Annotated in this window: 19 protein-coding genes; 11 read left to right on the top strand and 8 right to left on the bottom strand. The window is 71.5% G+C overall.

The annotated features are described in order from the left end of the window. Together ACIBCM_RS08225 and ACIBCM_RS08220 are read left to right on the top strand one after the other, a co-directional pair. The gene (locus ACIBCM_RS08225) at positions 1-1,191 is read left to right on the top strand and encodes a thiolase family protein (RefSeq protein ID WP_399241141.1); all 1,191 of its coding nucleotides are present in this window, start codon (positions 1-3) and stop codon (positions 1,189-1,191) included. Between the two features lie 4 nt (positions 1,192-1,195). Continuing rightward, positions 1,196-1,951 (top strand): alpha/beta fold hydrolase, encoded by a 756-nt coding sequence (locus ACIBCM_RS08220; RefSeq protein WP_399241140.1) that lies wholly within the window; start codon positions 1,196-1,198, stop codon positions 1,949-1,951. 63 nt (positions 1,952-2,014) lie between these two features. On the opposite strand, the gene ACIBCM_RS08215 is transcribed toward ACIBCM_RS08220, so the two are convergent. Continuing rightward, positions 2,015-3,208 (bottom strand): ankyrin repeat domain-containing protein, encoded by a 1,194-nt coding sequence (locus tag ACIBCM_RS08215; RefSeq protein WP_399241139.1) that lies wholly within the window; start codon positions 3,206-3,208, stop codon positions 2,015-2,017. A 501-nt stretch (positions 3,209-3,709) separates the two neighbouring features. On the opposite strand from ACIBCM_RS08215, the gene ACIBCM_RS08210 reads away from it, so the two are divergent. Further along, a complete protein-coding gene (locus ACIBCM_RS08210; RefSeq protein WP_399241138.1) occupies positions 3,710-4,591 on the top strand; it encodes a nitroreductase/quinone reductase family protein in 882 nt (293 codons plus the stop codon). Positions 4,592-4,716: 125 nt separating this feature from the next. On the opposite strand, the gene ACIBCM_RS08205 is transcribed toward ACIBCM_RS08210, so the two are convergent. After that, a complete protein-coding gene (locus ACIBCM_RS08205; protein WP_399241137.1) occupies positions 4,717-5,640 on the bottom strand; it encodes an RNA polymerase sigma-70 factor in 924 nt (307 codons plus the stop codon). A gap of 136 nt (positions 5,641-5,776) precedes the next feature. Beyond that, on the bottom strand, positions 5,777-6,250 hold the full coding sequence (locus tag ACIBCM_RS08200; RefSeq protein WP_399241136.1) for a carboxymuconolactone decarboxylase family protein: 474 nt from the start codon (positions 6,248-6,250) through the stop codon (positions 5,777-5,779). A 176-nt stretch (positions 6,251-6,426) separates the two neighbouring features. On the opposite strand from ACIBCM_RS08200, the gene ACIBCM_RS08195 reads away from it, so the two are divergent. Together ACIBCM_RS08195 and ACIBCM_RS08190 are read left to right on the top strand one after the other, a co-directional pair. After that, complete coding sequence (locus ACIBCM_RS08195) at positions 6,427-6,810, top strand: DoxX family protein (protein WP_399241280.1); 384 nt, start codon at positions 6,427-6,429, stop codon at positions 6,808-6,810. 231 nt (positions 6,811-7,041) lie between these two features. Next, positions 7,042-7,686 (top strand): dihydrofolate reductase family protein, encoded by a 645-nt coding sequence (locus ACIBCM_RS08190; RefSeq protein ID WP_399241135.1) that lies wholly within the window; start codon positions 7,042-7,044, stop codon positions 7,684-7,686. A 353-nt stretch (positions 7,687-8,039) separates the two neighbouring features. On the opposite strand, the gene ACIBCM_RS08185 is transcribed toward ACIBCM_RS08190, so the two are convergent. The 3 genes from ACIBCM_RS08185 to ACIBCM_RS08175 form a co-directional block, all read right to left on the bottom strand. Beyond that, a complete protein-coding gene (locus ACIBCM_RS08185; RefSeq protein WP_399241134.1) occupies positions 8,040-10,409 on the bottom strand; it encodes a S8 family serine peptidase in 2,370 nt (789 codons plus the stop codon). A 472-nt stretch (positions 10,410-10,881) separates the two neighbouring features. Further along, entirely contained in the window at positions 10,882-12,171 is a 1,290-nt protein-coding gene (locus ACIBCM_RS08180; RefSeq protein ID WP_399241133.1) for an MFS transporter, read from the bottom strand. 529 nt (positions 12,172-12,700) lie between these two features. Continuing rightward, entirely contained in the window at positions 12,701-15,127 is a 2,427-nt protein-coding gene (locus tag ACIBCM_RS08175) for a SpoIIE family protein phosphatase (protein ID WP_399241132.1), read from the bottom strand. Between the two features lie 576 nt (positions 15,128-15,703). Between ACIBCM_RS08175 and ACIBCM_RS08170 the strand changes: the two genes are divergently transcribed. The 6 genes from ACIBCM_RS08170 (at position 15,704) to ACIBCM_RS08145 (ending at position 23,943) form a co-directional block, all read left to right on the top strand. Beyond that, entirely contained in the window at positions 15,704-16,774 is a 1,071-nt protein-coding gene (locus ACIBCM_RS08170; protein WP_399241131.1) for a LacI family DNA-binding transcriptional regulator, read from the top strand. Positions 16,775-17,081: 307 nt separating this feature from the next. Beyond that, a complete protein-coding gene (locus tag ACIBCM_RS08165; RefSeq protein WP_399241130.1) occupies positions 17,082-18,323 on the top strand; it encodes a sugar ABC transporter substrate-binding protein in 1,242 nt (413 codons plus the stop codon). A gap of 4 nt (positions 18,324-18,327) precedes the next feature. Continuing rightward, the gene (locus tag ACIBCM_RS08160) at positions 18,328-19,296 is read left to right on the top strand and encodes a carbohydrate ABC transporter permease (RefSeq protein ID WP_399241129.1); all 969 of its coding nucleotides are present in this window, start codon (positions 18,328-18,330) and stop codon (positions 19,294-19,296) included. Positions 19,297-19,379: 83 nt separating this feature from the next. Continuing rightward, positions 19,380-20,195, top strand: coding sequence for a carbohydrate ABC transporter permease (locus tag ACIBCM_RS08155; RefSeq protein ID WP_399241279.1), 816 nt, complete (start codon positions 19,380-19,382; stop codon positions 20,193-20,195). A gap of 307 nt (positions 20,196-20,502) precedes the next feature. Continuing rightward, positions 20,503-22,350, top strand: coding sequence for a glycoside hydrolase (locus tag ACIBCM_RS08150; RefSeq protein ID WP_399241128.1), 1,848 nt, complete (start codon positions 20,503-20,505; stop codon positions 22,348-22,350). Between the two features lie 108 nt (positions 22,351-22,458). Next, on the top strand, positions 22,459-23,943 hold the full coding sequence (locus ACIBCM_RS08145; RefSeq protein ID WP_399241127.1) for a glucoamylase family protein: 1,485 nt from the start codon (positions 22,459-22,461) through the stop codon (positions 23,941-23,943). A 192-nt stretch (positions 23,944-24,135) separates the two neighbouring features. Here the strand turns inward: ACIBCM_RS08145 and ACIBCM_RS08140 are convergent, their stop codons facing one another. Together ACIBCM_RS08140 and ACIBCM_RS08135 are read right to left on the bottom strand one after the other, a co-directional pair. After that, the gene (locus tag ACIBCM_RS08140; RefSeq protein WP_399241126.1) at positions 24,136-25,065 is read right to left on the bottom strand and encodes a FecCD family ABC transporter permease; all 930 of its coding nucleotides are present in this window, start codon (positions 25,063-25,065) and stop codon (positions 24,136-24,138) included. A 14-nt stretch (positions 25,066-25,079) separates the two neighbouring features. After that, positions 25,080-26,129, bottom strand: a complete 1,050-nt coding sequence (locus tag ACIBCM_RS08135) for an iron-siderophore ABC transporter substrate-binding protein (RefSeq protein WP_399241125.1) — start codon at positions 26,127-26,129, stop codon at positions 25,080-25,082. Between the last annotated feature and the right edge of the window lie 305 nt (positions 26,130-26,434).

The raw sequence follows: 26,434 nt of genomic DNA, 5'->3' as shown, positions 1-26,434 counted from the left end.
ATGACCGACCGCCTCAAGGACGTCTACGTCGTCGACGCCGTCCGCACGCCCGTCGGCCGGTACGGCGGCGCCCTGTCCGGCGTACGGCCCGACGACCTCGCCGCCTCGGTGCTCGGCGCCCTCGTCTCCCGTACGCCCGCCCTCGACCCCGCCCGGGTCGACGACGTCTTCTTCGGCAACGCCAACGGCGCGGGCGAGGAGAACCGCGATGTCGCGCGCATGGCCGTCCTGCTCGCCGGGCTCCCCGTCACCGTCCCCGGCACCACCGTCAACCGGCTCTGCGGCTCCGGCATGGAGGCGGTCGTCCAGGCGGCCCGCGCCATCGCCGTCGGCGACGCCTCGATCGCCGTCGCGGGCGGTGTCGAGTCGATGAGCCGCGCGCCCTGGGTGGTGCCCAAGCCCGGGCGCGCCTTCCCCACCGGCCATCAGGAGATGTTCTCCACCACCCTCGGCTGGCGCATGGTCAACCCCCGGATGCCGAAGGAGTGGACCGTCGCCCTCGGCGAGGGCGCCGAGATCGTCGCGGAGCGCCACGGCATCGGACGCGAGGCCCAGGACGCCTTCGCCCTCGACAGCCACCTCAAGGCCGCCCGCGCCTGGGAGGCCGGGCTGTACGACGCCGAGGCCGTGCCCGTCGACGGAGTCGACCCGGCCCGCGACGAGTGCATCCGGGACAACACCTCGCTGGAGGCCCTCGCCCGGCTGAAGCCCGTCTTCCGGCAGAACGGAACCGTCACCGCGGGCAACTCCTCGCCCCTGAACGACGGTGCCGCCGCCCTGCTGCTCACCGACGAGGACGGGCTGCGCGCCACCGGACGTGAGCCGCTCGCCCGGATCGGTACCACCGCCGTGACCGGAATCGAGCCGCAGTACTTCGGCGAGGGACCCGTCGAAGCCGTCCGCCGCGCGCTCAGGAAGGCCGGACGCGACACCGGCGATCTGCTCACCTTCGAACTCAACGAGGCGTTCGCCGCCCAGGCCCTCGCCTGCCTCGGCCAGTGGCCCGGACTCGATCCGGCGATCGTCAACCCGCGCGGCGGAGCGACCGCGATCGGCCATCCGCTCGGCGCGTCGGGCGCGCGGATCACCGGCGCCGTCGCCCACCAGCTCGCCGCGGCGGGCTCCGGAACCGGCATCGCCGCCCTGTGCATCGGCGTCGGGCAGGGGCTCGCCCTCGTTCTGGAGCGGTGAACCCATGCCCCTGCACCACCGCGCCGAAGGCCCCCTCGACGGGCCGCCCCTCTACCTCGGCCCCTCCCTGGGTACCTCGCTCGCGGTCTGGGACCGCCAGGCCGCCGCGCTCGCGCGCCACCACCGTGTGGTCCGCTGGGACCTGCCCGGCCACGGCGGTTCACCCGCCACCCCGCACCCCACCACCCTCGCCGGACTCGTCCGGCTGGTGCTGGACCTCGCCGGCTCGCTGGGCCATGAGTCCTTCGCGTACGCGGGTGTCTCCCTCGGCGGCGCGGTCGGCACCCATCTGGCCGCGCACCACCCCGGCCGGGTCACTTCACTGGCCCTCCTGTGCACCTCCGCCCGCTTCGGCGTGCCGGGCCCCTGGCGGGAACGGGCCGAGCTGGTACGCACACGGGGCACGGGCCCGCTCGCAGAGAGCGCCCCGGACCGCTGGTTCACCCCGTCCTTCGCGGCCTCCGGCGATCCGGCGGTCGCCGCCCTGACCGCCGATCAGCTGGCCGCCGACCCCGAGGCGTACGCGGCCTGCTGCGAGATCCTGGCCGGTGCCGACCTCCGCGGCGACCTGGTCCGGATCACCGCGCCGACGCTGGTCGTCGCGGGCCGGGACGACCGGGCCACACCACCGGCGCACGCCCGCGCGCTCGCCGACGGCATCCGTGACGCCCAGCTCCTCGAACTGCCCCGAGCGGCGCATCTGGCGAACGTGGAACGGCCGAAGGCCGTGCTCGACGCCCTGCTGGGCCACTTCGGCTGAGCGGAGAGCCGGGGGGCTGTCCAACGAACGCCGGCGCACACGCGCCCGGGCATACGGGACGTGCTACTCCCAGTCGTAGGTACCGCTGTACTCGTCGTAGACGTACCGGCCGCTCAACAGCTTGTCGCGGTAGTCCTGGAGGTACTCCTCGAACGACGAGGCACGTGGACCGTAGGGGCCGGCCTGGATCTCCCACTCGATCACCTGGCCACGGGCGCCGGGCCGGGGCGGCGCGAGGTCGATGCAGTACAGGTTGCCCCCGCCGTCGGAGGCGAACGGTACCCAGCCGGGATGCCACCAGACAGCCTGCATGTCATCCTCTCCCGGCAGCATCCCGTGGGGAGTCCGGTCGTTGAACGTGCCCTGGCTGTGGAGATCGCTGAGGCCCCGCCAGGTACTCAGTATCCCTTTGACCGAAAGGCCCTCGTACTCGAAAATGTCCAGTCCGCCGGAGCGCCCGAACAGCCGCAGGTAGGCATGGAAGTCAGCCGGGAGACGTGCTCCGACCGCGGCTTCGAGTTCGGCCACCTCAGCCGGATCCGCCGGACCACCGGCGGCGACCACCGACCGGTACGCGGGGCGGGCGTGCTCAGCGAGCCAACCCGAGATATCGGATACCAGGGCGGCCAGTCGCTCGGCGCACGCCTCGGCCGGGTCGGTGGCTCCGTGGTCGCGCAGAAATCGGACGATGTCGTCGTGTTGCCAGTGCTCGGCGAGGCTGATCGCGGTGTTCGTACCGTCGTCCTTGGACGCCGACACGTCCGCGCCGGCCTCCACCAGTGCTCGTGTGACGTCGATCCTCCCATCGTGGGAAGCCAGCATCAGCGGTGTCCAGCCGTCCGGGCGCGGCAGGCTCGGGTCGGCCCCCGCCCGCAGCAACACCGACACCACGGGCAGAGGGTCCGGCGCATCGAACGCCCCGGTCAGCACCGTGTTCGTCTCGAAATCACCCTGTTCGCTCCGGTTGACGTCCGCGCCCCGGGCGATCAGGAACTCCGTCAGCGGAAGGCTGCCGACGGACACCGCGTACATGAGCGGCGTCGTCCCGCGTCTGTCATCGGGCCACTCCGGGTCGACCGGGAGCCCGGCGTCCAGGAACGGACGGACCAACTCGACTCTTCCGGTACCGGCCGCCTCCAGGACCACCGGCAAGTCGTCGAAGCTCGCGGCGGGGTCACCGCCGTCGGCGAAGAGCCGGGTGAGGGCGTCGGGGTCGCCGGCGGTGACGGCATCATGCTGGGCTTGGACTCGGTTCATCGCCGGATGATAGGCGGAGCGGCTGCCGGCCGGGGACGGCCCGTCTCGCCGGCCGTGGCCGCCTCGACGTGCCTGAGCTGCGATGCCTCCCGCCGAGAGCGGAGCATGTGCCGCTCCGGCTGACACCGGGTGATAACGCCTCCGTCTTGCCGAACGCATGGCCGAGCCGCCCCTTCCCCGGGTAGGGTCGTCCATGTGACTGCCGGGTCGGCCTTGGGCCAGAAGCGCGTTGGGTTCCCGGCTCCGGAGTGAGTCCGGGGCGGGCGCGAGCCCCGCCTTTCTCTTCCCCTCCTCCCCACCTTCCGCGCACTGTGCGCGATGACGTCCGCGTACCCCGCCGTTCGAAGGCGGGAACGCGCCCCTTCGGGCTGCCCAACGGCTTCAGCACTTACATCGTCTCGGACCGAGTGCTTCCGCCCGTGAGCCGGACGGCTCCCCGGTATGCCCGAACGGCCTCCACGGCCCCGACAGCCGACAGAGAAGCGACGAAGAGAGCAGAGAATGCCGAACGATTTCAACCAGCGGATCATCGATGAGTTCCGAGCCAACGGAGGCACGGTCGGGGGCCCCTTCGAAGGGACCCGGCTGCTTCTGCTGACCACCACCGGCATACGGTCGAAAGCCCGGTACACCACTCCCCTCGGCCGTCTTCCCGACGGAGACCGGGTGCTCGTCATCGCCTCGGCCGGCGGCGCGCCGCGGCACCCCGCCTGGTACCACAATCTGCGTGCCGAGCCCCGCGTCACCGTCGAGGACGGCGTGTTCGTGTACGACGCCCGGGCCGTGGTCCTGGAGGGAAAGGAGCGGGACGACGCCTTCGCCCGTGCCGTCGAGTTCGACGCGGGATTGGGCGAGTACCAGTCCAGGACCACCCGGGTGATCCCCGTGGTCGCCCTGGAGGAGATCGCGGAGGGCCCGCCGACCATCCCCGGCGCCACGACGTTCGGTGCGTACCTCACCCGTATCCATGGCGCGCTGCGCCGTGAAGTCGCGCTGATCCGTGAGGAGATCGCCGCATCGGCATCCGGAGCCGCCGCATCCGGGTCCGCGGTATCCGGATCCGGGCGGACGGCCACGGCACTGGGAGCCCAGCTCAGGGTGAACTGTCTGACCCTGTGCGAGGGACTGCGCCACCACCACCAGGGAGAGGACAGCTCCGTCTTCCCCATGATCCGGGAGCGCTTCCCCGAACACGCCCCGGTCCTCGCACGGCTGGACAGCGAACACCGGAAGGTCGCCGCGATCCTCGACGAACTCCAGCGGATCGTGACCTCCGGGGCCGGGCCCCTGGCCGTACTGCCGGAGGTGGACCGGCTCGCGGCCGAACTGGACGTCCATCTCGCCTACGAGGAGGAGCAATTGATCCCGCTCATGGACGCGTAGGGAGCCTCGATCGGATCCTGATGGTGGCCAATTGACAAGAGCGGCCCGGCGACCGTGCCACGGTCGCCGGGCCGCGCCCTCCGCCGCCGTCGTTCATCCCGGATCGGGATCGGGACCGCGACCGGTCACTTCCTCCGGCCGCGGGCCTGTTTCGCCTCGCGGTCGACGGCCCAGGCGTCGGCGACCGGCCCGAGGTGGGCGAGCTTGTCGGGATTGATCACGGAGCGGATGGTCTGGATCCGCCCGTCGAGGACATCGAGGGCCAGGATGTTGAGCACCTTTCCGTCCCGGTCGCGGAAGACCGCGCCGGGCTGGCCGTTGACCTCGTGCGGCTCGAACGTCACATCGACGCGGGCCATGTGGGGAAAGAGGGCGCCGAGCAGCCGGGCCGCGTTGTCCGCTCCGATGACGGCCCTGGCCAGCTGCGGTGCCTTGCCGCCGCCGTCCCCGACGACCTGGACATCGGCGGCCAGCAGATCCCGCAGCGCGTCCACGTCGCCGTTCTTCAGCGCGGCGAAGAACCGCGCCGCCAGTTCCCGGCGCTCCCGGCGGTCCGCCTCGAACCGCGGCCGTCCCGCGTCCATGTGCCGCCGTGCCCGTACGAGCAGTTGCCGGCACGCGGCCTCCGACCGTCCCACCGCCTCCGAGATGTCGCCGAACCCGAAGGCGAACACTTCCCGCAGCACGAACACCGACCGTTCCAGCGGGCTGAGCCGTTCCAGGAGGAGCAGCGCCGCCATCGACACCGAGTCGGCCAGCTCCGCCGCGCGGGCCGGATCCTCATACGGATCACTGAGCAGCGGTTCGGGGAACCACGGGCCCGGGTACTCCTCCCGCCGCACCCGCGCGGAGCGCAGTACGTCGATCGAGATCCGCGTCACCGTGGTGGACAGATAGGCCTTGGCCGATGCGGGCCGGGTCGCCGTGCCGTCGAAGCGCAGCCATGTCTCCTGCACCGCGTCCTCGGCCTCACCCACGCTGCCCAGCATCCGGTAGGCGATCGAGAACAGCAGCGGCCGCAGTTCCTCGAACTCCTCGACCTTGCTCACGCCGAATCCTCCCTGAGGCCCTGTCGTCCGGCCGTACCCGCCGGCCCGGGCACCTTCCGGTGATCATCCGTCCACCGGTGGGACGGGGCAACCGCCCCGGCGCCGGGTCCGGACCGGGCTCCGCGGCGGCTGCCGTTCAGTGGAGCTGCCCGACTTGGTAGTCCCCGGCCGGCTGCCGGGTGATGATGTTCAGCCGGTTCACCGCGTTCATGAAGGACACCAGGACCGCCAGCGCGGTGAGCTGCTCCTCGTCGTAGTGGTGTGCGGCACGCGCCCAGACGTCGTCGCCGACCCCTTCGCCCGCGTCGGCGACCCGGGTTCCCTGCTCGGCCAGTTCCAGTGCGGCACGCTCGGCCTCGGAGAAGACCGGGGCGTCCCGCCACGCGGGCACCAGGTTCAGCCGCACCGAGGTCTCGCCGGCAGCGGCGAGCTCTTTGGTGTGCATGTCGACACAGACGGCGCAGCCGTTGATCTGGCTCACGCGGAGCGCGACCAGTTCCCGTGTCGACGCCGGCAGCGGCGAGTCCCTGAGCGCCCTGCCCGCCGACATGAAGCTCTTGAAGACCTCGTTGTCGGCCGGGTTGGCGGGGTAGTTCAGTCGCGCGTCCATCGTGTGCTCCTCGGGGGTGGCCGTCAGTGGCTTCACTCCTTGGGACGAGGTGGCCCGTCCCCCTGTGACACGCAGAGGTGTGACCCACCTCACCCGGTGCCGACGCGCACCGATGTCACTGGCGGATGCGCTGTCTCGTCCACGGGGTGCGAACCGTCCTTACCAAGGAGCCGATGATGAACCTCGCGCTGTGGATCACCGCCGGAGTGCTGTCTCTCGCCTGTCTCGCCGGCAGCGCCAAGATGTTCGTGTCCAGGGAGAAGCTGGCCGGCATAGGCCCCTCCACCCGCGTGATGGAGGACTTCAGCCCTGGTGCCCTCAAGGCCATCGGTGCCGTTGAACTCCTGGCCGCGGCGGGCCTGATCCTGCCCGCCGCGCTCGACATCGCGCCGGTTCTGGTACCGCTCGCCGCCACCGGTCTGGTGATGCTGTTCGCGGGCGCGGCGCTCGCGCGCCTCCGCCGAGGGGAGAGGGCGACGATCGCGGGCGACCTGGTCTATCTCGTCCTGGCCGTCTTCGTGGCGTGGGGCCGTTTCGGCCCCGAGTCCTTCACCGGCTGACCGATCGGGAGGGGGAGAGCCGGTGACCCGAAGGCGCGCCGGTTCGGCGGGGGGAACGGGCTCCAGGGCGGCTCCGATCCGTGAGGACGCCGCCCGGGAGCCCGCCTCACATCGGGATCACTGACGGGACACCCTTCGGACCGCCGAATTCTCCGGCCGGTCACCGACGCGGCGATGAGATCTCCCGGCCCGGGGAGTCCCACACTGTTGTCGACAGCAAGGGAGAAACAGATGGCTCAGCTGCTGAGGGTGCAGAACTTCAATGTCTCCAGTGACGGGATCGGTGCCGGTGAGGACCAGACGCTGGAGAGGCCGTTCGGTCATGTCGATCCCGGGAGGCTGTTCGCCTGGGCCGGGGCCACGGCGAGCTGGCCCATGCGTACCGACCCCGGGGGGAGCCGGGGCCTGGACGACTACTTCACACGGGACTTCTCGCACAACATCGGCGCCGAGATCATGGGCCGCAACAAGTTCGGGCCCCAGCGCGGGCCCTGGCAGGACCATGAGTGGCAGGGCTGGTGGGGTGACGAGCCCCCGTTCCACACCCCGGTGTTCGTCATGACCCACCACGAGCGTCCTTCGTTCACGCTGTCCGACACCACGTTCCACTTCGTCGGCGGCGACCCGGCCGCGGTCCTCGAACGGGCGCGGGAGGCGGCCGGGGGCAAGGACGTCCGGCTCGGCGGCGGGGCGAGCGTCATCCGCGAGTTCCTGGACGCCGGTCTCGTCGACACCCTGCATGTGGCGGTCTCGCCGGTGAAGCTCGGTTCCGGAGTACGGCTCTGGGAGTCACCCGATGAACTGCTCGACCGGTTCCACCTGGACGTCGTGCCCAGCCCGAGCGGGGTGACGCACCACCTCTTCTGGCGCAGATGACACCAGGGCGGCACACGGTACGCCCCGGCCGTATGCGGGCCGGTCGGCCCGGCTGAGGCGCGGCCGACCCTCCTCCGGGAGCGGCCCGACGGCGTCCTGCCCGGCGGGCCGGGCGGCATGGGGCCGCGCGCCCGCCGGCGGTGGCCGTGGTCCGCGCTCGCCTCCGTCAGCCCCGAGGCGGGCGCGGCCAGCGGGCGCGGGGGCATACGGCGCCGGTCGGCGGGCCGGGGACGACCTCTTCGCTGAAGCCGTGGAAGAGAGGGAGGAGCGGGCCGCGCTCCCGGATCGCGCGGGCCGCCCTCGAACCCCGGGGCGGCAGCCCCGGAGCACCGTGCCTTACGCGGGGTACGGCCTCATTGCTCCCCCGCCAGCACCCGGCTGCCCGTCACCACCAGGGCGAAGTCCTGCCTGGGCGCACCCGCGGGCTCCCCGGGCCTCGCGTGTTCGGTGACCGAGACACCCCGGACCCGGATCTCGTGGACACCCTCACCGGGCACCGGGATCGTCACCTGCTGGACGTTGTTGACGGCCCTCGGGAACGGGTGCACATCCCCCTCCAGCAGCCACCCGTCCGGGGTGATCACCTGGAGATACAGCTCGTTGACGAGCTTCCCGTTGCCCTCCTGCGACGGCGCGTCCGTCCAGACGAGGGTGACCCTCAGCTCCTCCCCGGGCTCCGTGGCCTCGGCCTCGAACCGCCGGGTCTGACCGCTGCACACGGCGTCGTCCCAGCTGTCGGCGAACCGGGCCCGTTGGCGCTCGTCCGCACCCACGGAGCGCGCCGCGTCGACCCGGCCGAAGCCGCTCACACTGTTGGGACCCGGCGGGATCTCACCCTCGTAACCGCCCTTCATCGGCACCGCGCCGTTCACCAGGAAGGCCTTGAGCAGTGCCGACGACGGATGGTGGCCCCGGTCCCGTACCAGGTGCTCGCGGACCAGTGCCGCTGCTCCGGCGACCAGCGGGGTGGCCATGCTGGTGCCACCGGCCCAGCAGTACGCGTCGGCCAGCGGATGGCCGGACGGGAGCCTGCCCCACAGCGGGTTGACCGAGTCGGGCAGCTTCCGTGACAGGAGGGACAGCACATTCGTGCCGGGCGCGACGACATCCGGCTTGATACGGCCGTCGTCCGTCGGACCGCGTGACGAGAAGGCGGCCATCGCGTCCACATCGTCCGAGACATGGCCCGCACCGCCGAGCGTCGGGCGGGTCAGATCCCAGCGCTGGTCCTTGCCCGGTGCCGGGATCGAGCCGGCGGGACGGTCGTTCTCACCGGCGCCGACCGTCAGACAGTTCTTGGCCGTGCCGGGCGCGCCCACGGAATCCGGGTCGATCAGCCCGTCACCGTCGCGGTCCTCACCGCTGTTGCCCGCCGAGAACAGGATCAGCATGTCCCGGTTGTGCCACATGAACGCGTCCACGGCGCGCGCGGTGCCCGTGTACACCCCGGCGGCGGCGGAGCCCCAGGAGTTGGTGTGGATACGGGCCCCGGCCCGGTACGCCTGCTCGAACAGCGGCAGCAGATCGGTCGGCAGACCGTGCAGCCCCACCTCGGCCGGCGGCCAGGTACCCCCGAGCGGAGGCAGTCCCCCGGCCGCGATCTCCGCCGCACTGCGCCACTTCATGGTCTGGCTGATGGCCTGGAAGTAGACCTGTGCCTCCGGTGCCACCCCGGTCGGCACGGTCTCCTCCTTCGCCGCGAGGGCCGTGCTGCCGTCGCCGAGGACCGAGCCCGTGACATGGGTGCCATGGCCCGAGTGCGCGTCGGCGGGACCGTCGTCATGGCCCGGGGGGTCGTTCACATACGGGGCCAGGGACAGTTTGGCCGGCCAGCTCACCAGGCCCGCCACCCGGCCCCGTACATCGGGGTGGACGGTCTCGGGGTCGCCGGTGTCGAGGCCCGAGTCGGCGATGGCCACGATCTGGCCCCTGCCCGTGAGCTGGAGCCCCCCGACCGAGTTGTCCTTCTCGACCTCCAGGATCAGCCGCGCCCGGTCGTTGTGCAGTTCCGGCAGCGCGTACGGCAGGACCGCCTGCACGGCGGGCAGACCGGCGAGTTCCGCCGGACGCGCGCTCGCGACCACATTGCGGCCGGTCGTGGACAGAACGGTTCCGCCCCCCGCGCGGACGGCGGCCGCCAGCGCCTGCACGCTCTCACCGGGGAAGACCGACACCTCGAGCAACTGCTCGGCGGCCTCCGTGACGCTCGACAGCTCCCCGGCCCCGAGGCCGGCCGGAGGCTCCGCGTACACCTTCGGCGACACCTTCATCGCCGCCCGGTAGGGAGTGACCGCCTCCACCCACGGCCGGGCCGCCAGCGCCGCGACCCGCTCCGGCAGTACGCCGATCAGCAGGGTGAAATCGGTGAGGCTGTCGTGGATCACCGCACCGCCCGCCCGCAGTTCCCGCAGCCACCCGGGCGCGGGCGGACCGGCCAGCCGCAGCAGATAGTAGGCGGTACGCCCGGACGGCGGCTCCACCGTACTCAGCTCCTGAGCGCTCATCGCGTCCTCGAACACAAAGCTGTTCCCGGACGCGAGCACCGGCTGCCGCTCCTCCAGCGCGGTGACCTCGACATCCAGCCGTCGCGTCGCCTCGGTCTGCTCCCCGGTCGCGCGCACCAGCATCGAGTCCGGATAGCGCGCGAGAACCTCCACCCCGGTCGCACGGACGGCGGCCTCGTCGGCGTCCGTGCGCACACTCACGATCAGCCTGCTCGTCATGGGCGAACTCCCCTCCTGTGAAACACGGTCCCGGGGCCACCGCGTCCGGCGGCGGTCGCATCAGCCCGGCGCCGGACCGGGCAGCAGCGCCCCGCGTCCGCCGGACGGTGGATCTCGCCGGCATCTCCATCGCGGACCTCCCCCGGGACGTCCGGTTGCGGTGGAGCACCGAACCGGCCGCCGTGTACGACGATGTGGCGGCACCCGGACCCGTGAGCGGACGGACGCCGTTCCCCATCATCGGGGAAACCGCCCTGATCGGCCTCGCTGTTGGGAGCATTGCCGGCCCTCGCCGGTTCAGTCGCCGCACCGGCGGGCCCCGGGGGCGTGCGCCCCCCCGGGGCCCGTGGCGGCCGGACGCCCACAACCGTGACCGGGCGACCCGGCCCCCCGGCCGGATCGCCTTCGTCCATGGACGGCTCGACGACTGTACTGCCTGTCCACCGCCGGACGCAGTCATCACGAGGAGACGTCAACGACCCTGTGCGCCGGACGGCTTGGGGGAGGGACGACGGCGCCGGAGGGCCACCAGCGCGGCCGCCAGACAGGGAACGGCGGCCAGGGCGAACAGCGGGCCGTGGCCGGCGTATCCGGAGGCGGCCCCGTAGACCGCGTACACCATCAGCGTCGACACCTCGGTGCCGAGACCGGCGAGCGAGGTCACGGTCGCCCGGCTCGGTCCCGTGATGGCGGCCTGGAGGCGGGCCCCGGCGACCACCTCCGCAGTCTGGAACACCAGGAACGCCAGGGCCAGCAGGAGAAATCCGCCCGGGCCCCCGGACAACGGGCCCACGGCCATGGCCGACGCCCCGGCCGCCAGCGCCAGCCCCGACGCCCGGGCGCCCAGCCGCTCCGCGCGGCCCGCCACCAGACTGCCGAGCGTCACACCGACCCACACCGTCAGAACCAGGAACGGCACTTCGTACGGGGCGGCACCCGTCTCGGCCGCCAGCAGCGGAACGTACTCGTCCAGCGCCTCCCAGACCGTCGTGAGAAGGACCGTCATCAGCAGCGCGCGCCGCACGGACGGACTGGCGCGCACCTCGCCCAGCCCTTCCTTCAGCGTCGCGAGATACGCGGAGCCGGTACCGGTACCGGTACCGGTGTGCGAGTGGGTTGTCGTGTCGGTGTCCGGTACCGCCGACCGACGTCCGTCCCGGTGCTCGGGCAGCAGCACGGCCACCGCTGCGGCCGGCAGACAGACGGCGACACTCGCCAGACCCAGGGCGGTGAAGCCTCCCCGGGCGAGCACGGGAGCGGCCGCGGCGGTGGCGGTGGCCGTGGCCATCGCGGCGACGGCGGCCGAGCGGCCGATCAGCCGGGTGTAGCGGGAGGCCGCGCCGAGCCGCTCCAACTCCTCGTAGACCAGCGCCTCCAGCGCACCGGAGCGCAGGGCGCTGCCCGTGCCCCAGAGCACGAACCCGAGGGCGAACGTCCCGTACGAGGGGGCGAACACCCACAGGGCGAAGCCCACGGCCTTCAGCAGCGGTCCGGCGACGAGCAGCAGACGCCGGGACACCAGGTCCGCCAGGGCACCGGACGGCACCTCGACCACCAGACCGGTCACGGACCACAGGATGAACAGGGAGGAGATCTCGCCGGTGGTCAGGCCGTGCTCGGCGAACAGCAGCGCGTACACCGGATAGAGCAGGATCAGATCCTTGAGGCCCGCGTACACCAGGAGCGTCCGCTCCAGCCGCCGCAGGGGGCGGTCATCGGGCGGGCGGGAGCGTACGGGCGGGAACGAGGCGAAAAACTGCACGGAAGAGCCCTCCGGAACGGAGTGGTGGACGGTGGCGGTGACTGCTCGTCCCGGAGGCGGGCCCCGGCAGCGCGCTCCGTCCGTTCCGGATGGACCTGCGGCGGAGGATCAGTGTCTTCGGCTCATGCGGATCAGTGTACGAGGACGGACCGACGGGCTGACGGGCCGACAAGGATCCGGGGCCGGGGATCCGATACCGAGAACCCGGCGGCAGGAAGCCGGCCACCGGGGGGTGGGCACACCCGCGCGGGCACCGACCGCCGGGCGCGGCCGGACCGGGCCAGCGCCGTGCGCTGTACGGACGCTGCCGTACGGGCATCGCGGGGGCAGCGGCCCGCCGGAACCGCCCGCCCGCCACACACGGCCCGCCGGAAACCACCGCGCCGTTCCGTTGCGACCCCTGTCGACCTCCGGCGTACGGCAGCACAGAAGCGCGGCCCCGGTCCGCCACCGGCCGCCCGTGCCCGTACGTCGCGCGTACGGCTGCCGCGGGCCGCCCCGGCCGTCGGATGGCCGTCGCCGGGCCGGATCAGCGGGTCACCCCGACCTCCGCCCACACCTGCTTGCCCCCGGCGAACGGCAGCGAGCCGTACGCCGTCGCCAGCGCCTCGACGATCAACAGCCCCCGGCCCCCGGTCGCGTCCAGATCCAGCCCGGCCGGCCGTGCGGGGGAGCGGGGCGAGGAGTCGTTGACGGCGATCCTCAACCGGTCCTGAAAGAGTGTCAGATCCAGGCGGACCTGTCCCCGGGTGTGCGCGATGGCGTTGGTGACCAGTTCGGAGACGATCAGCAGGGCGACATCCATCTCCTCGGCCGCGCCCCAGGACCGCAGGGTACGGGCGGTGAACCTGCGGGCGTGCACGATGGCGTCGGGAAGCCGCCACACCGTCCAGCGGGCCCGCAGGGGCCTGACGGCCATTCCGTCGTACCGCAGCAGCAGCACCGCGACATCGTCGTCGCGACGGCCCACGTTCCCGAGCAGCGCGTCGGCCATGTGCCCGGGGTCCGCCGGGTCGGCCGCGCCCAGCAGCCCGCGCAGCCGGCCCATCCCCTCGTCCAGCGGCAGGTTCGCCGACTCGACCAGCCCGTCCGTCAGCAGCGCGAGGACCGTACCGGGAGCAAGTCCCGCCTCGGTCAGCGGGAACTGGGCGTCCGTCATCACACCCAGCGGCGGCCCGCCCTGGACGTCGAGCTCCTCGGTGGAGCCGTCGGGATGCCGCAGCAGCGGTGGCGGATGCCCCGCCCGGACGAGGAGCGCATGGCCCTCTTCCATGTCCAGGTCCACATAGCAGCAGGTGGCGAAGAGATCGGTCTCCATCCCCGTGAGCAGGCGGTTGGTGAGGCCGACCACCACATCGGGCGGATGGCCCTCCACCGCGTACGCCCTGATGGCCGTCCGCATCTGCCCCATGATGCTCGCCGCCTCCGCGCTGTGGCCCTGCACATCCCCGATGACGAGGGCGACATGGCTGTCGGGCAGAGGGATCACGTCGTACCAGTCGCCGCCGACCTCCAGACCCACGGTCGCGGGAAGATAGCGGGCGACGGCCCTGCCGCCGGGCAGCACCGGCAGTTTGCGCGGCAGGAGACTGCGCTGAAGGGTTCTGGCCAGTTCGTGCCGGGCGTCCAGTGCATGGGCCCGCATCAGCGCCTGCCCGACCAGAGACGCCGTCGCGGTCAGCAGAGACCTTTCCTCGGGGCCGAACCGGTGCTCCTCGTCCCACCCCACCAGACACAGACCCACCATCCGGCCGTCCGCCTGGAGCGGCAGGACCGCGAGCCCGCCGGGGCCGATGTCGGCCAGTCCGGGTTCGAGGGCCGCACCGGGCAGCCATACGGTCACCGTGCCCTCGCGGAGGGTCCGCCGCAGGGTCGGCAGGGATCCGCTCGACGCGTCGGGCCACTCGGAACGCCACTCGGAACGCCACACCTCGGGCCAGGCGCCGGGGGCCGGCGGATCGAGGACGGTGACGAACAGCCGCTCGCCCTCCACCTGCGCCACCGCCACCCGGCTCGCGTTCAGGGGAGCGCGCAGAGCCGCGACCACCACCTCGCTGACATCGCGTACGGTCGTCGCGCCCGCCAGTTCTGCGGAGAGCCGCTGCACCCGGGAGACCTCGTCGGCGCTGGGCCGAAGATAGGAGGCGTCCGCGACCACGCCCAGCACCCGTTCCGGTGTGCCGTCGTCGGCCACCAGCACCCGGCAGCGCAGGCCCAGCCACCGTAACTCGCCGTTGCGGCAACGGATCCGGAACGCCAGCTGATGGTCGGACGAGGGCAGCAGTCCCGGTTCCACGACGGACATCAGCGCGGGCACATCGTCCGGTACGGCACAGGCGACCAGGGTCTCCGCGCGCCCGTCGAAGTCCTCGGGGCCGATGCCCAGCAGATCCAGCACCTGGGCGTCGGCCGTCATCCCGCCGGTGTCCAGCCGCAGGGTGAAGGCGCCGCTGCGCAGCGGCACCAGGCCCGAGCCACGGGGCCGGCGCGGCTGCTGGCGCCGTACCAGCCGGGACTCGAACGCCTCGATGCCCGCGGCCACTTGGTCCGCGTACAGCTCCAGGAGCCGGCGGCGGTCCGGGTCGAAGCCCTCGGGGAACGCCCCCGTCACCACGAGGCAGCCGCGTCTGCTGGCATGCCCGCCGAGGGGGAGCGCGCCCAGCGAGGTACCGGGCGGCCAGGTCTTGACGCGGTTCCGCAGCTCGGTGTCCGGGCAGCCGTGGGTGTCGTCCGCCGCGTACGCCTGGAGTCCGGCGGGGTCGAGCCACAGCGGCCGGCCCGTGCGGAACACCTCGGCGACGGGGGAGCGTCCGGCGAGCCGGATCAGCGGGGGCACGGAGTACGGTCCGCCGGGGCCCTCGACGGCCTCGGCGAGGTCCAGGCCGTCGCCTTCGTCGCCGAGGAGATAGACGGCTGCGGACCCCGCTCCGCAGAACGCAAAGGTATGCCTGCTCAAGGCCGTATCGCCTCCCGGGAAGCCGAGGCCGCGCTCGGCGCTTCCACGGTGTGGGGCCGACCGGACCCGGCTGGGACGTGTCCTCGCCGTGGACGCCCACTCTATGCTGCGCGGTACTCGCCGTAAGGAGGACTGCGGTAATACGGACCGCGCTGCCCAGGGCCGTCCGGCGCGGTGCGGCAGCCGGGCCCGTGCCGCCCCTGTCCTGCCCGCCGCACGCGAACGGGGACGCCCGGGGCGCCGAGACCGGGTCCGGACGGCCGGGGGGCCGGGGGGCCGACACCGGGGCGGGACGCCGGGGAGACCGGACCCCCGAGATCCGGACGCCCCGGGGGCCGGACACCCCGCCCCCGGGATCCCGCACGGCTGCCCGGACGGCGGGTCGCGGGGCACCGCGGCTCCGGTGGCCGGGCCGCTGGGGCCAGGGCGGGAGAGTCCTGGCCGGAAACACACGGCGGACGGGCCGCTTCCCGCGGGCCGGTCTTGCCCGGCGGTATCGCCGAGACCTAGGGTGAATGCGCTTTCAGAGCGCATACGCAAAGGTCACGAGAGACAAAGAAGCGGACGGTCGGTCGGGTGAGCACCCCCACTGTGTACGACGTCGCCGAGCGGTCGGGCGTCTCCATCGCGACGGTGTCGCGGGTCTACCGGAATCCCGATTCCGTACGCGCCCGGACCCGCGAGCGCGTTCTGGAGGCCGCACGGGACCTCGGCTATGTGCCGAGCGGCAACGCACGCGGACTCGCCAGCCGCAGCACCGGTGTCCTCGGGCTCTGCTTCCCCGACTACACCGATCCCGACGCGGAGGCGGACGGCGAGGACGTGGAGGACGACGACTCCGCCGTCATGCTCTACTCCGACCAGATCATCCACGGGATGGAGCGCGCGGCACGCCGTCACGGCTACGCCCTCCTGATCGCCGCCCCTCTGGAAGGCGGGCCGCAGAGCCTGGTGGAGCAGGTGGCGGGACGGGTGGACGGATTCGCGGTACTGGCCCGGACCGTTCCCACACAGGACCTGGAGGTCATCTCCCGGCGGCTGCCCGTGGTGATGCTCGCCGGTCCGCGGGAGATCGACCATCTCGACCACATCGAGGTCGCGAACGTGGACGGCGAGCGGGAACTGGCCCGTCATCTGATCCGCGACCACGGGCTGCGCCGGCTCGTCTTCGTGGGCGGGGACCGGGACTCACCGGATGCCGAGGCCCGTTTCGCCGGGTTCCGGAAGGCCTGCCGGGAGGCCGGGCTCCCGGTGCCGGACGAACCGGCCGCACGGGTCCTGATGATGACCCAGGCCGAAGGGGCGCGGGCGGCGGAGGCACTGCTCGACCGGGAGGGGGAGCGGCCCGACGCGATGCTGTTCGCCAACGACCAGATGGCGGTGGGCGCCCTGCACGCCCTGGAGGCGCGCGGTGTCCGGGTGCCCGGCGACATCGCCGTGACCGGGTTCGACGGCATTCCCCTGAGCCGTCTGGTGCGTCCGGCGCTGACGACCGTACGGCAGCCCATGCGGCGCCTCGGCGAGGAGGCCGTGGAACTGCTGGTGCAGCGCCTGCGGGACCGCAGCCGTGAGCCGGTGTCGATGATGCTGCCGGTCTCCGTGGCCCGCCGCGCCAGCTGCGGCTGCCCTCCGGCCGCCCGCGCCTGACCCGCGCGCCACCGACGCGCCCCGGCCCCCGTTCACCACGTGGGGGCCGGGGCGCGAGGTGTGTTCCGACCGGCCCGGGAAGCGGAATGGCATATATGTGCTTTCGGTCTGCAAACATTCCGCTTAGCGTTCTTCCGTCGGGCGCCGGCAGGGCCGCGTCGATGGCGCCCGCGGGGCGGCGTCGTTACGGAAGCGTTATCCCAAGGGTGCTTGCGGATGTCCGCGAGGCTGCCGCAGGGTGATGTATGCGCTTACAGGCAGCGCATACATCACCGGCCGGACTGCCGGAAGCTCAAGGAGGAGCCCCATGCACCGCACTGCCAGAACCGCTTCCGTCGCCGTCGCTCTCGCGGCCACCTTCGGAATCTCCGCGTGCGGCAGTTCGGGCGGGGACGGGGTCGCGGCGGACAAGAAGCAGACGCTGACCGTCTGGGCCATGGGCACCGAGGGCGAGAAACTCGGCGAGGTCGCCGCCGAGTACCAGAAGAAGAACCCCAACATCACCGTGAAGGTCACACCGGTGGGCTGGGATGTCGCCCATCAGAAGCTGGTCTCGGCCGCGGCCGCCGGAAATCTTCCGGATGTGACACAGATGGGCTCCACCTTCATGGGCGAGTTCGCCGAACTCGGCGTACTGGAGCCGGTGGACACCACGGTGTTCAAGAAGGACGACTTCTTCCCCGCCGCCTGGGACGGCAACGTCGTCAACGGCGAGGTCTACGGCGTCCCCTGGTACGTCGACACCCGGGTCCTCTACTACCGCACCGATCTGGCCGGTAAGGCGGGCGTACAGAAGGCCCCCGCGAACTGGGCGGAGCTCTCGGCCCTCGCGAGCGCCTACCAGGACAAGGCCAAGACCAAGTGGGGGATCTCCCTCCAGCCCTACAACCTCGACGCATGGCAGAACTGGCTGCCGTTCTTCTACTCGGCCGGCGGTGAACTGATCAAGGACGGCAAGCCCGCCCTCGACAGCGAGGCCGCCGTCAAGTCCCTGACCGAGTACGCCTCGTACTTCGAGAAGGGCCTCTCCAAGAAGAGCGTGCAGCCCGGCTACGACGTCATCAAGGACTTCGGCAACGACAGCGTCCCGATGTTCCTGTCCGGTCCCTGGCAGACCACCAACATCGCCGAGAACCAGCCCCAGCTGAAGGGCAAGTGGGCCGCGGCCCCGCTCCCCTCCGGCACCTCCTCCACCTCCTGGGCGGGCGGCTCCAGCCTCGTCGTCTCCAAGGACAGCGAGCACAAGGCCGCGGCGACCGAGTTCATCAAGTACCTCACCGAGCCCGCCAACCAGGCCGACTGGTATGTCCGTACCACCGACCTCCCCAGCAACAAGGCCGCCTGGGACGAGGGCAAGCTCGCCTCCGACCCGAACATGAAGGTGTTCCGCACCCAGATGGAGTCCGCCAAGGCGGTTCCCGCGCTCGCCAAGTGGGCCGAGATCGGCTCCAAGATCGACGCGGCGATCGAGTCGGTGACCCAGGGCAAGGCCACCCCGGAGCAGGCCGCCAAGAAGATGCAGTCCGAGACCGCGGAACTGGTGGGGTAGTTCCGTGAGCACCATCACCGACGAGGTGGCCGGACAACCGGCGGGGACGGCCGACCCGTCCCCGCCCGGGGCACGGCCGCCGCGCAAACGCCGGGCCGGTGTACAGAATCTGGCGGGCTGGCTGTTCTCCACCCCCTTCCTGGTGCTGTTCGCGGTCTTCATGGCGCTGCCGATCATCGCCACCCTGGTGATGAGCTTCACCGACTTCGGGCTGCGCAATGTCACCGACCCGTTCTCTGCGGAGTTCATCGGCTTCGAGAACTACACCAAGCTCTTCGACGACGAGAAGTTCCTCACCGCACTCTTCAACACCCTGTACTTCGTGGTCGTCGGTGTCCCGCTGACCATCGTCGCGGGACTGGTCGTCGCCGTCCTGCTCAACAACGGCATCGACCGGCTGCGTACGTTCTTCCGGATCGGTTTCTACGCCCCCGTCGTCACCAGCATCGTCGCCATCGCCGTCGTCTGGCGCTTCGTCCTCGACCCGGCCGACGGTCTCATCGCCGGGGTCGCCGCCGAAATGGGCCTCACCTCACCGGACTTCCTGGGCTCCGAGACCCTCGCCATGCCCTCCCTCATCGTGATGGCGGTATGGCGCAACCTCGGAACGGTCATGGTCCTGTTCATCGCGGGCCTCCAGGCCATCCCCCACGAGGTCCGTGAGGCCGCCCGGCTGGACGGCGCCGGAGCCTGGCACGAGTTCCGCGCGATCACCGTGCCCCTGCTGCGGCCCACCCTGCTCTATGCCACCGTGATCACCACCATCGGCTATCTCAATGTCTTCGAGGAGCCGTTCGTGATGACCAACGGAGGGCCCTCCAACAGCACCCTGACGGTCTCCCTCAACATGTACCGGGAAGGCTTCAACTTCTTCCATATGGGCTACGCGAGCGCCATGGCGTATGTCCTCTTCGTCGTGATCATGGGAGTCACGGTGCTCCAGCTCCGTCTGCTGAAGGACAACACCGCATGAGCACCGCACCCATGAAGAGCACCGGGCGGGCGAGGAACACCTCGCGGCCGGCGGGCACGCCGCGGCCGGGCGGCTCGGCGCGGATGAAGAAGCCCGCCACCTATCTGGTGCTCGGCGCGGGGCTGGTGCTGATGGCCGCGCCGTTCCTGTGGATGGCGCTGTCCGCCTTCAAGACCAAGCCGGAACTGGCCGCCAGCCCGCCGGTGTGGATCCCCACCGAGTGGACGCTCGCCAACTTCCGCGAGCTGCTGGATCTGCTCGATCTCCCCACCTACTTCCTGAACTCCACCATCGTGGCCACTCTGGTCACCGTCTCCAATCTGCTGTTCTGCTCGATGCTGGGCTACGGCCTGGCCAAGCTGAACTTCGCCGGCCGGGGCAAGGTCTTCGGCCTCGTCCTGGGCGCCCTGATGGTGCCCGGCAATCTGATGCTGCTGCCCCTGTTCGTCCTGATGAGCAAGATGCAGCTGATCGACTCCTACGCCGGGCTCGTCCTGCCGTTCGCCGCCGGGGCCTTCGGGGTCTTCCTGATGCGCCAGTTCATGCTGTCGGTCCCCGACGAACTGCTGGAAGCCGCCCGGCTCGACGGCGCGGGGGAGTGGTACATCTTCTGGCGGATCGTGATGCCCCTGGTGAAACCGGCCCTCGCGACGCTGGCGATCCTCACCTTCCTCCAGTCCTGGAACAACTTCGTCTGGCCCCTGATTGCCACCAACGACCCCGACAAATACACACTGCCCGTGGCGCTGGCGACCTTCGCCACCGACCCCAACCGGGCCAACGGCGCCAACGGTGTGCTGATGGCCGGCTCCTTCCTGGTGGTGCTGCCCGTGCTGCTCGTCTTCGCGGCGCTTCAACGGCACTTCACCCAGGGCATCGCCACCGCCGGTCTGAAGTAGTCCGCCGGACCGGAACATCCCTTCCGGCCGGAGCACGCCGCAGCTGGCCGCACCGCCGCCGCGGAACGGTCCACCCGGTCAGGGTGACCCACCCGGCCATCGCCGTCGCCCGGCGTCCGCTGCCCACGGACCCCGGCCGCCCGCCACCCGGCACCGCCCCCGGCGGTGCGCGGCCGACCGGGTGGGGACGGCCACCCGGAGGGGCCCGCCCCCTGCGGGGCGCCCCGGGGAGCGCGTCCCACTCCCGGCGGCCTATGCCGCCGTCGTACCACCACCCCACACTCCCGATGAAGAGGTCTGCACCGAAATGAGCAATAAGTCCGCTGCCCATGTCGACTGGGATTCCCGGATCGGCAAGCCGAGCGACACCCGGCTCACCGGAGCCGGTGAACTGCCTGCCCCCGGCCGGCCCACCGCGGAGAGCGGCACCGGTCTCGTCCAGCTGGACTGGCCCCGGGTCGAGGGAGCTCTCGGCTATCTGGTGCACCGCGCCGACTCCGCCGAGGGGCCTTTCGAACCCCTGGACCACCTCGGGGGCGATGTCCTCGCCGTACCGCACCCGCCCTATGCCGACACCCTGGTCGAGCCCGGCCGCGACTACCACTACAGGATCGCCACCTGGTCCGACAGCGGCGCCGGTGAACTGTCCGAGGCCGTCGCCGGGCGCGCGGGGGCGGCGGGCGAGGGGCCCGCCGAGGTCACCGTCGCCATCGACGCCTCGGCCGCGACGACCGAACTCCCCGGTGTGTGGAACAGGATGATCGGCGGCGAGCACTTCTCGCTGCTGACCTGGGACAAGCCCGGCGCGGGCGGATCCGATGTCGCCGCCGACTACGCGGAGGCGCTGGGCATCGTCCGGGACGAGATCGGCGTCCGCACGATCCGCGCCCACGGCACCTTCCTGCCCGAGACGGTCTCCGTCCGGGCGGACGGCACCTTCGACTTCTCCGGACTGGACCAGGCGTACGACCGCCTGCTCGCCACGGGGCTCAAGCCCGTCGTCGAGCTCTCCTTCATGCCCCGCGAACTCGCCGCCGACCCCGGCTACACCGTCTTCGACTACAAGGCCCTCGTCTCCACCCCCGCCGACTGGGACCGCTGGGGAGACCTCTGCCGCGACCTCATCGTCCACCTCCGGGACCGGTACGGCGCGGACGAGGTTGCGGGCTGGGAGTTCGAGGTCTGGAACGAGGCCAACCTCGAAGTGTTCTGGAACGGGACCCAGGACGACTACCACCGCCTCTACGAAATCGCCGTCCGCGCGGTGAAGGGCGTGGACGAACGGATCCGGGTCGGCGGACCGTCCTCCGCCGCGGCCGGCTGGGTCGGAGCGCTGCTGGAGCACTGCCGGACACACGACCTCCCCGTCGACTTCGTCTCCACCCACACCTATGGCAACGCCCCTCTCGACTTCCGCCCGATGACCCGTGCCTTCGCCGAGTCGACGGGTCGCGCCGAGCCGGAGATCCTGTGGACCGAATGGGGGGTGACCCCCACCCACTTCCACCGGATCAGCGACTCCGTCTTCTCCGCGTCCTTCGTACTGCGGGGTATGAAGAGCGCGCTCGCCTCCACCGACTGCCTCGCCTACTGGGTCGCCTCCGACCAGTTCGAGGAGCTGGGCTGGCCGCCCCGGCTCTTCCACGGCGGCTTCGGGCTGCTGACCGTCGGCAATCTGCGCAAGCCCCGCTTCTGGGCACTCCACCTGCTGAGCCGGCTCACGGGCGGAAGGATCCCTGCCGCCGTGACCGGTGACGGTGCCGAGACCCTCGTGGAGACGCTCGCCACCCGCGCCGACGACGGCTCCACCGTCGACGTACTCCTGTGGAACGGCACCCTCGACCAGTCGAAGATCGACGGCTCCACCGCGCTCGACCGCAGCGCCACCGTCCGCGTCACGGGCCTGGTCCCGGGCGCCTCCTACTCCGTCGTCTCCCAGCGCGTCGACGAACAGCACGCCAACATCGAGGCGGTCTGGAAGGACCTGGACGGCGGTGCGTGGCCCGACGAGCAGCAGTGGGAGAAGCTGCGCGCCGCGGACCGGCTGCCCGAGGAGGGGCTCGGCACGCTCACGGCGGACGCCGGCGGAGCCCTCACCCTGACCGTCGAGCTGCCGAACCCCGGAATCCGCTTCCTGCGTCTGGCCCGCGGCTGACACCGGAGCGCCCACCCGACCCGGGGGCCGCCGGACCCGGACGGCCGACGGCCCCCGCACCCGCACCACCTCCGCAACCCCGCCCATCTCACCGGGAGCTGGAATCACATGGACCGTCTCGATCGCAGAACCCTCCTCACCGCCGCAGGAGCCGGGGCCGCCGCCCTGTCCCTCCCGGCGCTCTCCGCTCCGACAGCACTGGCGGCACCGCGCGACCGGGCGGGGGCCGCCGCCGCGACCGCCGCCGATATGCGCTCCACCGAGGACATGGAAAGTGTTCATGCCTCTGATACACCGCTGCTGCGCAAGTGGTTCCGCGACACCTATCACTCGATCGAGGTACTGACGACCGACTTCGGCCTCACCGCGGACAAGGCCGACATCAGCGGCTCCGCGCCGCCCGTGCCGTCGAAGAACACCTCACCCACCAACATCGGCTGCGGGCTCTGGTCGACCGTGGCCGCGGCGGGCCTCGGGGTGATCGACCGGTCCGCGCTGCGCCGTCGCCTCGACCACATGGTCGGTGCCGTCGAGAAGCTCGAACGCCACCACGGCTTCTGGCTCAACTGGTACGACGCCTACGACGGTTCGGTCCTCACCACCTGGCCCGAGAACGGCAATCCCGTCCGCCCCTTCCTCTCCTCCGTCGACAACGCCTGGCTCGTCACCGGTCTGCGCATCGCCGCCGACGCCGAGCCCCGCCTCCGCCGCCGGATCGCGAGGATCCTCGCCGACGCCGACTGGTCGTACTTCTACACGCCCTACGACCCCGCGGACCCGGTCAAGGGCCCCGGCCAGCTGCGCGGCGGCTTCTGGACCGACACCGGGGAACCCACCGGCCACCACTACGGCGCGCTCAACACCGAGCCCCGTATGGCCAGCTACCTCGGCATCGCGGACGGCTCACTGCCCACCGACCACTACTGGCACATGCTGCGGACCATGCTCCCCGAGCACGGTCAGGAGCAGATGCCCGGGGGCTCGTACACCACCGTCGACGGCATCCGTGTCTGGAACGGCCACTACACCTACCGCGGCCGCAAGCTCGTCCCCTCCTGGGGCGGCTCGATGTTCGAGGCGCTGATGGTGCCGCTGTTCGTCCCCGAGCCCGAATGGGCCCGCCGCTCCTGGGGGCTGACCCACCAGCGCTATGTGCGCTCCCAGATCGAGCACGGACTGCAGGAGGAGAAGTACGGCTACTGGGGCTTCTCCCCGGCCAACATCCCCTCCGGCGGCTACCGGGAGTACGGAGTCGACGCGATCGGCATGCAGATCGAGGGCTACCAGTCCAGCGGCGTGGTCACCCCGCACGCCGCGTTCCTCGCCCTCCCCTACGCCCGGCGGGAGGCGATCGCCAATCTCCGCGCACTGGAACGCGACTTCGGCGCCTACCACGACGGATTCGGCTTCCGCGACTCCGTCGACGTCCGTACCGGGCGGGTCAGCGACTTCGTGCTCGCGCTCGACCAGGGGATGATCGCGGCGGCCCTCGCCCAGGAACTGCGGCCCGGCCTGCTGCAACGACCCTTCCGTGCCGGAGGATTCGCCTCCAGGGTCAGGCCGCTGCTGGCGAAGGAGCGTTTCAGCATCTGAGCGGCACTGACGATTCGACTGAGCGGCCCGGCGTGCAGGGAGAGTTTCACAGGACGAGGAGCCCTCAGCGCGAGAAAGGTCCGGCCCGGCGGCCGACCGGCATCGTCCGTTCGGCCGCCGAGGCGCACCGCCGTCGCCCGGTGCCGGCCCGGCCCGGACCCCGCACCCGCGGCCATCGGGCGCACCGGCGCCCTACAGTTTTCCCCGGCGCCGTTCCCGGGTGAGCAGGAACCCGAGGTACGCCCTGCCGATGGCCATCGTGTGGATACCGACGGGCAGATTCTCCAGCAGCGGCAGCTGCTGTGCGCACAGATCGGCCAGCACGAGCAGCAGGGCGCCCGTCAGTCCCGACAGCAGCAGATGCGGGCCGGAGACCCGGGTGAGCCGCTTGGCTGTCTGCGGCGCCGTCAGCGAGATGAACGCGATCGGGCCGGCGACCCCGACCGCCCCCGCCGACAGGACGATCGCCGGCACCACGGCGTACGTCCGGGTGTTCCTTGGGTCCGAGCCGAGCCCCCGGGCGATGTCGTCGCCCATCTCACCGATGCCCAGCCGTCTGGTGAGCAGAGCGGTCGCCGGAAGAGCGACCAGCAGCACCAGCCCGATGGTCGCCGCGTCCTGCCAGGAGCGCGCCGTCAGACTGCCGTTGACGTAGGCGGTGAGGACCGTGGCGTTGTCGCGTTCCATCGCGTACACCACGTACTGCGTGAATGCGGTGCAGATCGCCGCCACACCGGCCGTACCCCCGCCGGCACCCCAGAACGCCGCCCCGGTGACGATACCGGCCGAGGCGCCCGCGTTGATCCCCAGAAGGCCCGGCTCGGCGAGGGGGTTGCGGGTCACCCCCTGCATCAGCGTGCCCGCCACGGCGAGGCCGGTCCCGGCCAGCACTCCGAGCGCCGTCCGCGGATAGCGGCTCTCGACGACATCCGTGAGCCGGGGGCCGGCGCTGCCGGAGAGAACATCGAGGACATCGCCGAACGAGGTGGTCCGGCTGCCGACCATCACACTCGCGAACAGGGCGAGCGCCAGCAGGAGCAGTCCGGCGAGCAGTCCGAGGGCCCGCCGGGCGGTGCCCGGACGGGAGACACCGCCCAGCGGGGCGCGGGTGACCGTGGCCATGGGTCGGGGCGGTCCTACCGGCCGGCGGCCGCGACGGCCTTGTCGATCAGCGGCAGATACCGGTCGATCGTCCAGGGCACGGTGAGCGGGTTGATGATCGACGAGGCGGTGACGAAGGAGTTGGAGTCACCGACCACCACGGCACCCTTCTCGACCGCCGGAATGTTCCCGTACAGCGGCTGCGCCTCGACCTCCTCGCGGTTACTCCCGTCGCTGTAGAAGGTGAAGATCAGATCGCTGTTCCTGAGCTTGTCCGCGTTCTCCAGACCGATGAGCGCCGAGTCGGTGCCCTTCGTCTCCGGGAAGCCGTTCACCACCGGGTCGACGGTCAGCCCGAGCGAGGAGACCATCGTGACCCGCTGCTCCTCGGGCTTGAAGACGCCGAGGGTGCCGGGGCCGGTGTTGTAGATGTACGAGAACGTCAGGTTCTTGTAAGCGGGACGGGTCGCGGCCGCTTCGGCGAGCTGCTTCTCGATCGTGGCCGTGAGCTTCTTCGCCTCACCCGGCTTGCCGAGCGCCCTGGAGATGATCTCTATCTGCTGGTCCCAGTCGGTGCTCCAGGGCAGATCCGGGTAGGCCACGGTGGGAGCGATGTCCTTGAGGACGTCGTACTGCTTCTGCGTGATGCCGGACCACGGAGCGCGGATGACGTCCGGCTCCAGCTCCGTGATGGCCTCGATGTCCAGTTCCTCGCCACCGGTGAACTGCTGGGGCAGCTTGCCGCCCTTCTCGGTCACCGCCTCGTGGATCCACGGCAGACAGCCCGTCTTGTCACTGCCCCAGGGGTAGCTCTCGATGCCCACCGGCGTCTTGCCGAGCGCGATGGCCGTCTGGGTGGAGCCCTGGCCCAGGGTGACGACGCGCCGGGGCTCCTCGGGGATCTCCGCCGTGCCGAGCGCGCTCTTGATCGAGACGGGGAACGCTCCGCCGCTCTTCCCCGGTGCGCCGGTGGTCTCCTTGCCACCGTCACCGTCCGACGAGCAGCCGCCGACGGTGAGTACGACGGCGACGGCGGTGACCGCGGCGGCGGACGCGCGACGGCGCACGCGAGTGAACCCGAGCATGGATGTCCCTCAAGAGCCGGTGAGCGGAGAGAGCGCCGGCCCCACACCTGGCGCAGGGGCGGTCCCGAGGAGATCCGGCCATGGCGGGGCACGGCGTCATCACCGCGGTGATCAAGTTAGGTAAGCCAAAGCTAAGGCTCTATGCGGTTCAAGCGGGCCTCCGGGGTGCACTTCCGGGCTCTCGGGGCGATGCGCGGGTGCGGCGGTTTCACGGGATTGCCGGAGTCACCTCATGGCCGGATTTCACGGTCGCCGGTCGAGCGGACCTTCCCGCGGACTCGTATGGGCGGGTCCGCGGCCCCTCG

Origin of the sequence: Streptomyces sp. NPDC051018 (assembly GCF_044456085.1) — a bacterium.
Taxonomy (GTDB): Bacteria; Actinomycetota; Actinomycetes; order Streptomycetales; family Streptomycetaceae; genus Streptomyces.
This window is presented reverse-complemented; position numbering and strand designations above follow the sequence as displayed.

Bases quoted from the DNA above. Each gene is read 5' to 3' on its own strand.
- ACIBCM_RS08225 (WP_399241141.1), top strand. From the start codon at position 1: ATGACCGACCGCCTCAAGGACGTCTACGTCGTCGACGCCGTCCGCACG.
- ACIBCM_RS08220 (WP_399241140.1), top strand. From the start codon at position 1,196: ATGCCCCTGCACCACCGCGCCGAAGGCCCCCTCGACGGGCCGCCCCTC.
- ACIBCM_RS08215 (WP_399241139.1), bottom strand. From the start codon at position 3,208: ATGAACCGAGTCCAAGCCCAGCATGATGCCGTCACCGCCGGCGACCCC.
- ACIBCM_RS08210 (WP_399241138.1), top strand. From the start codon at position 3,710: ATGCCGAACGATTTCAACCAGCGGATCATCGATGAGTTCCGAGCCAAC.
- ACIBCM_RS08200 (WP_399241136.1), bottom strand. From the start codon at position 6,250: ATGGACGCGCGACTGAACTACCCCGCCAACCCGGCCGACAACGAGGTC.
- ACIBCM_RS08195 (WP_399241280.1), top strand. From the start codon at position 6,427: ATGAACCTCGCGCTGTGGATCACCGCCGGAGTGCTGTCTCTCGCCTGT.
- ACIBCM_RS08190 (WP_399241135.1), top strand. From the start codon at position 7,042: ATGGCTCAGCTGCTGAGGGTGCAGAACTTCAATGTCTCCAGTGACGGG.
- ACIBCM_RS08185 (WP_399241134.1), bottom strand. From the start codon at position 10,409: ATGACGAGCAGGCTGATCGTGAGTGTGCGCACGGACGCCGACGAGGCC.
- ACIBCM_RS08165 (WP_399241130.1), top strand. From the start codon at position 17,082: ATGCACCGCACTGCCAGAACCGCTTCCGTCGCCGTCGCTCTCGCGGCC.
- ACIBCM_RS08155 (WP_399241279.1), top strand. From the start codon at position 19,380: ATGAAGAAGCCCGCCACCTATCTGGTGCTCGGCGCGGGGCTGGTGCTG.
- ACIBCM_RS08150 (WP_399241128.1), top strand. From the start codon at position 20,503: ATGAGCAATAAGTCCGCTGCCCATGTCGACTGGGATTCCCGGATCGGC.
- ACIBCM_RS08145 (WP_399241127.1), top strand. From the start codon at position 22,459: ATGGACCGTCTCGATCGCAGAACCCTCCTCACCGCCGCAGGAGCCGGG.
- ACIBCM_RS08140 (WP_399241126.1), bottom strand. From the start codon at position 25,065: ATGGCCACGGTCACCCGCGCCCCGCTGGGCGGTGTCTCCCGTCCGGGC.
- ACIBCM_RS08135 (WP_399241125.1), bottom strand. From the start codon at position 26,129: ATGCTCGGGTTCACTCGCGTGCGCCGTCGCGCGTCCGCCGCCGCGGTC.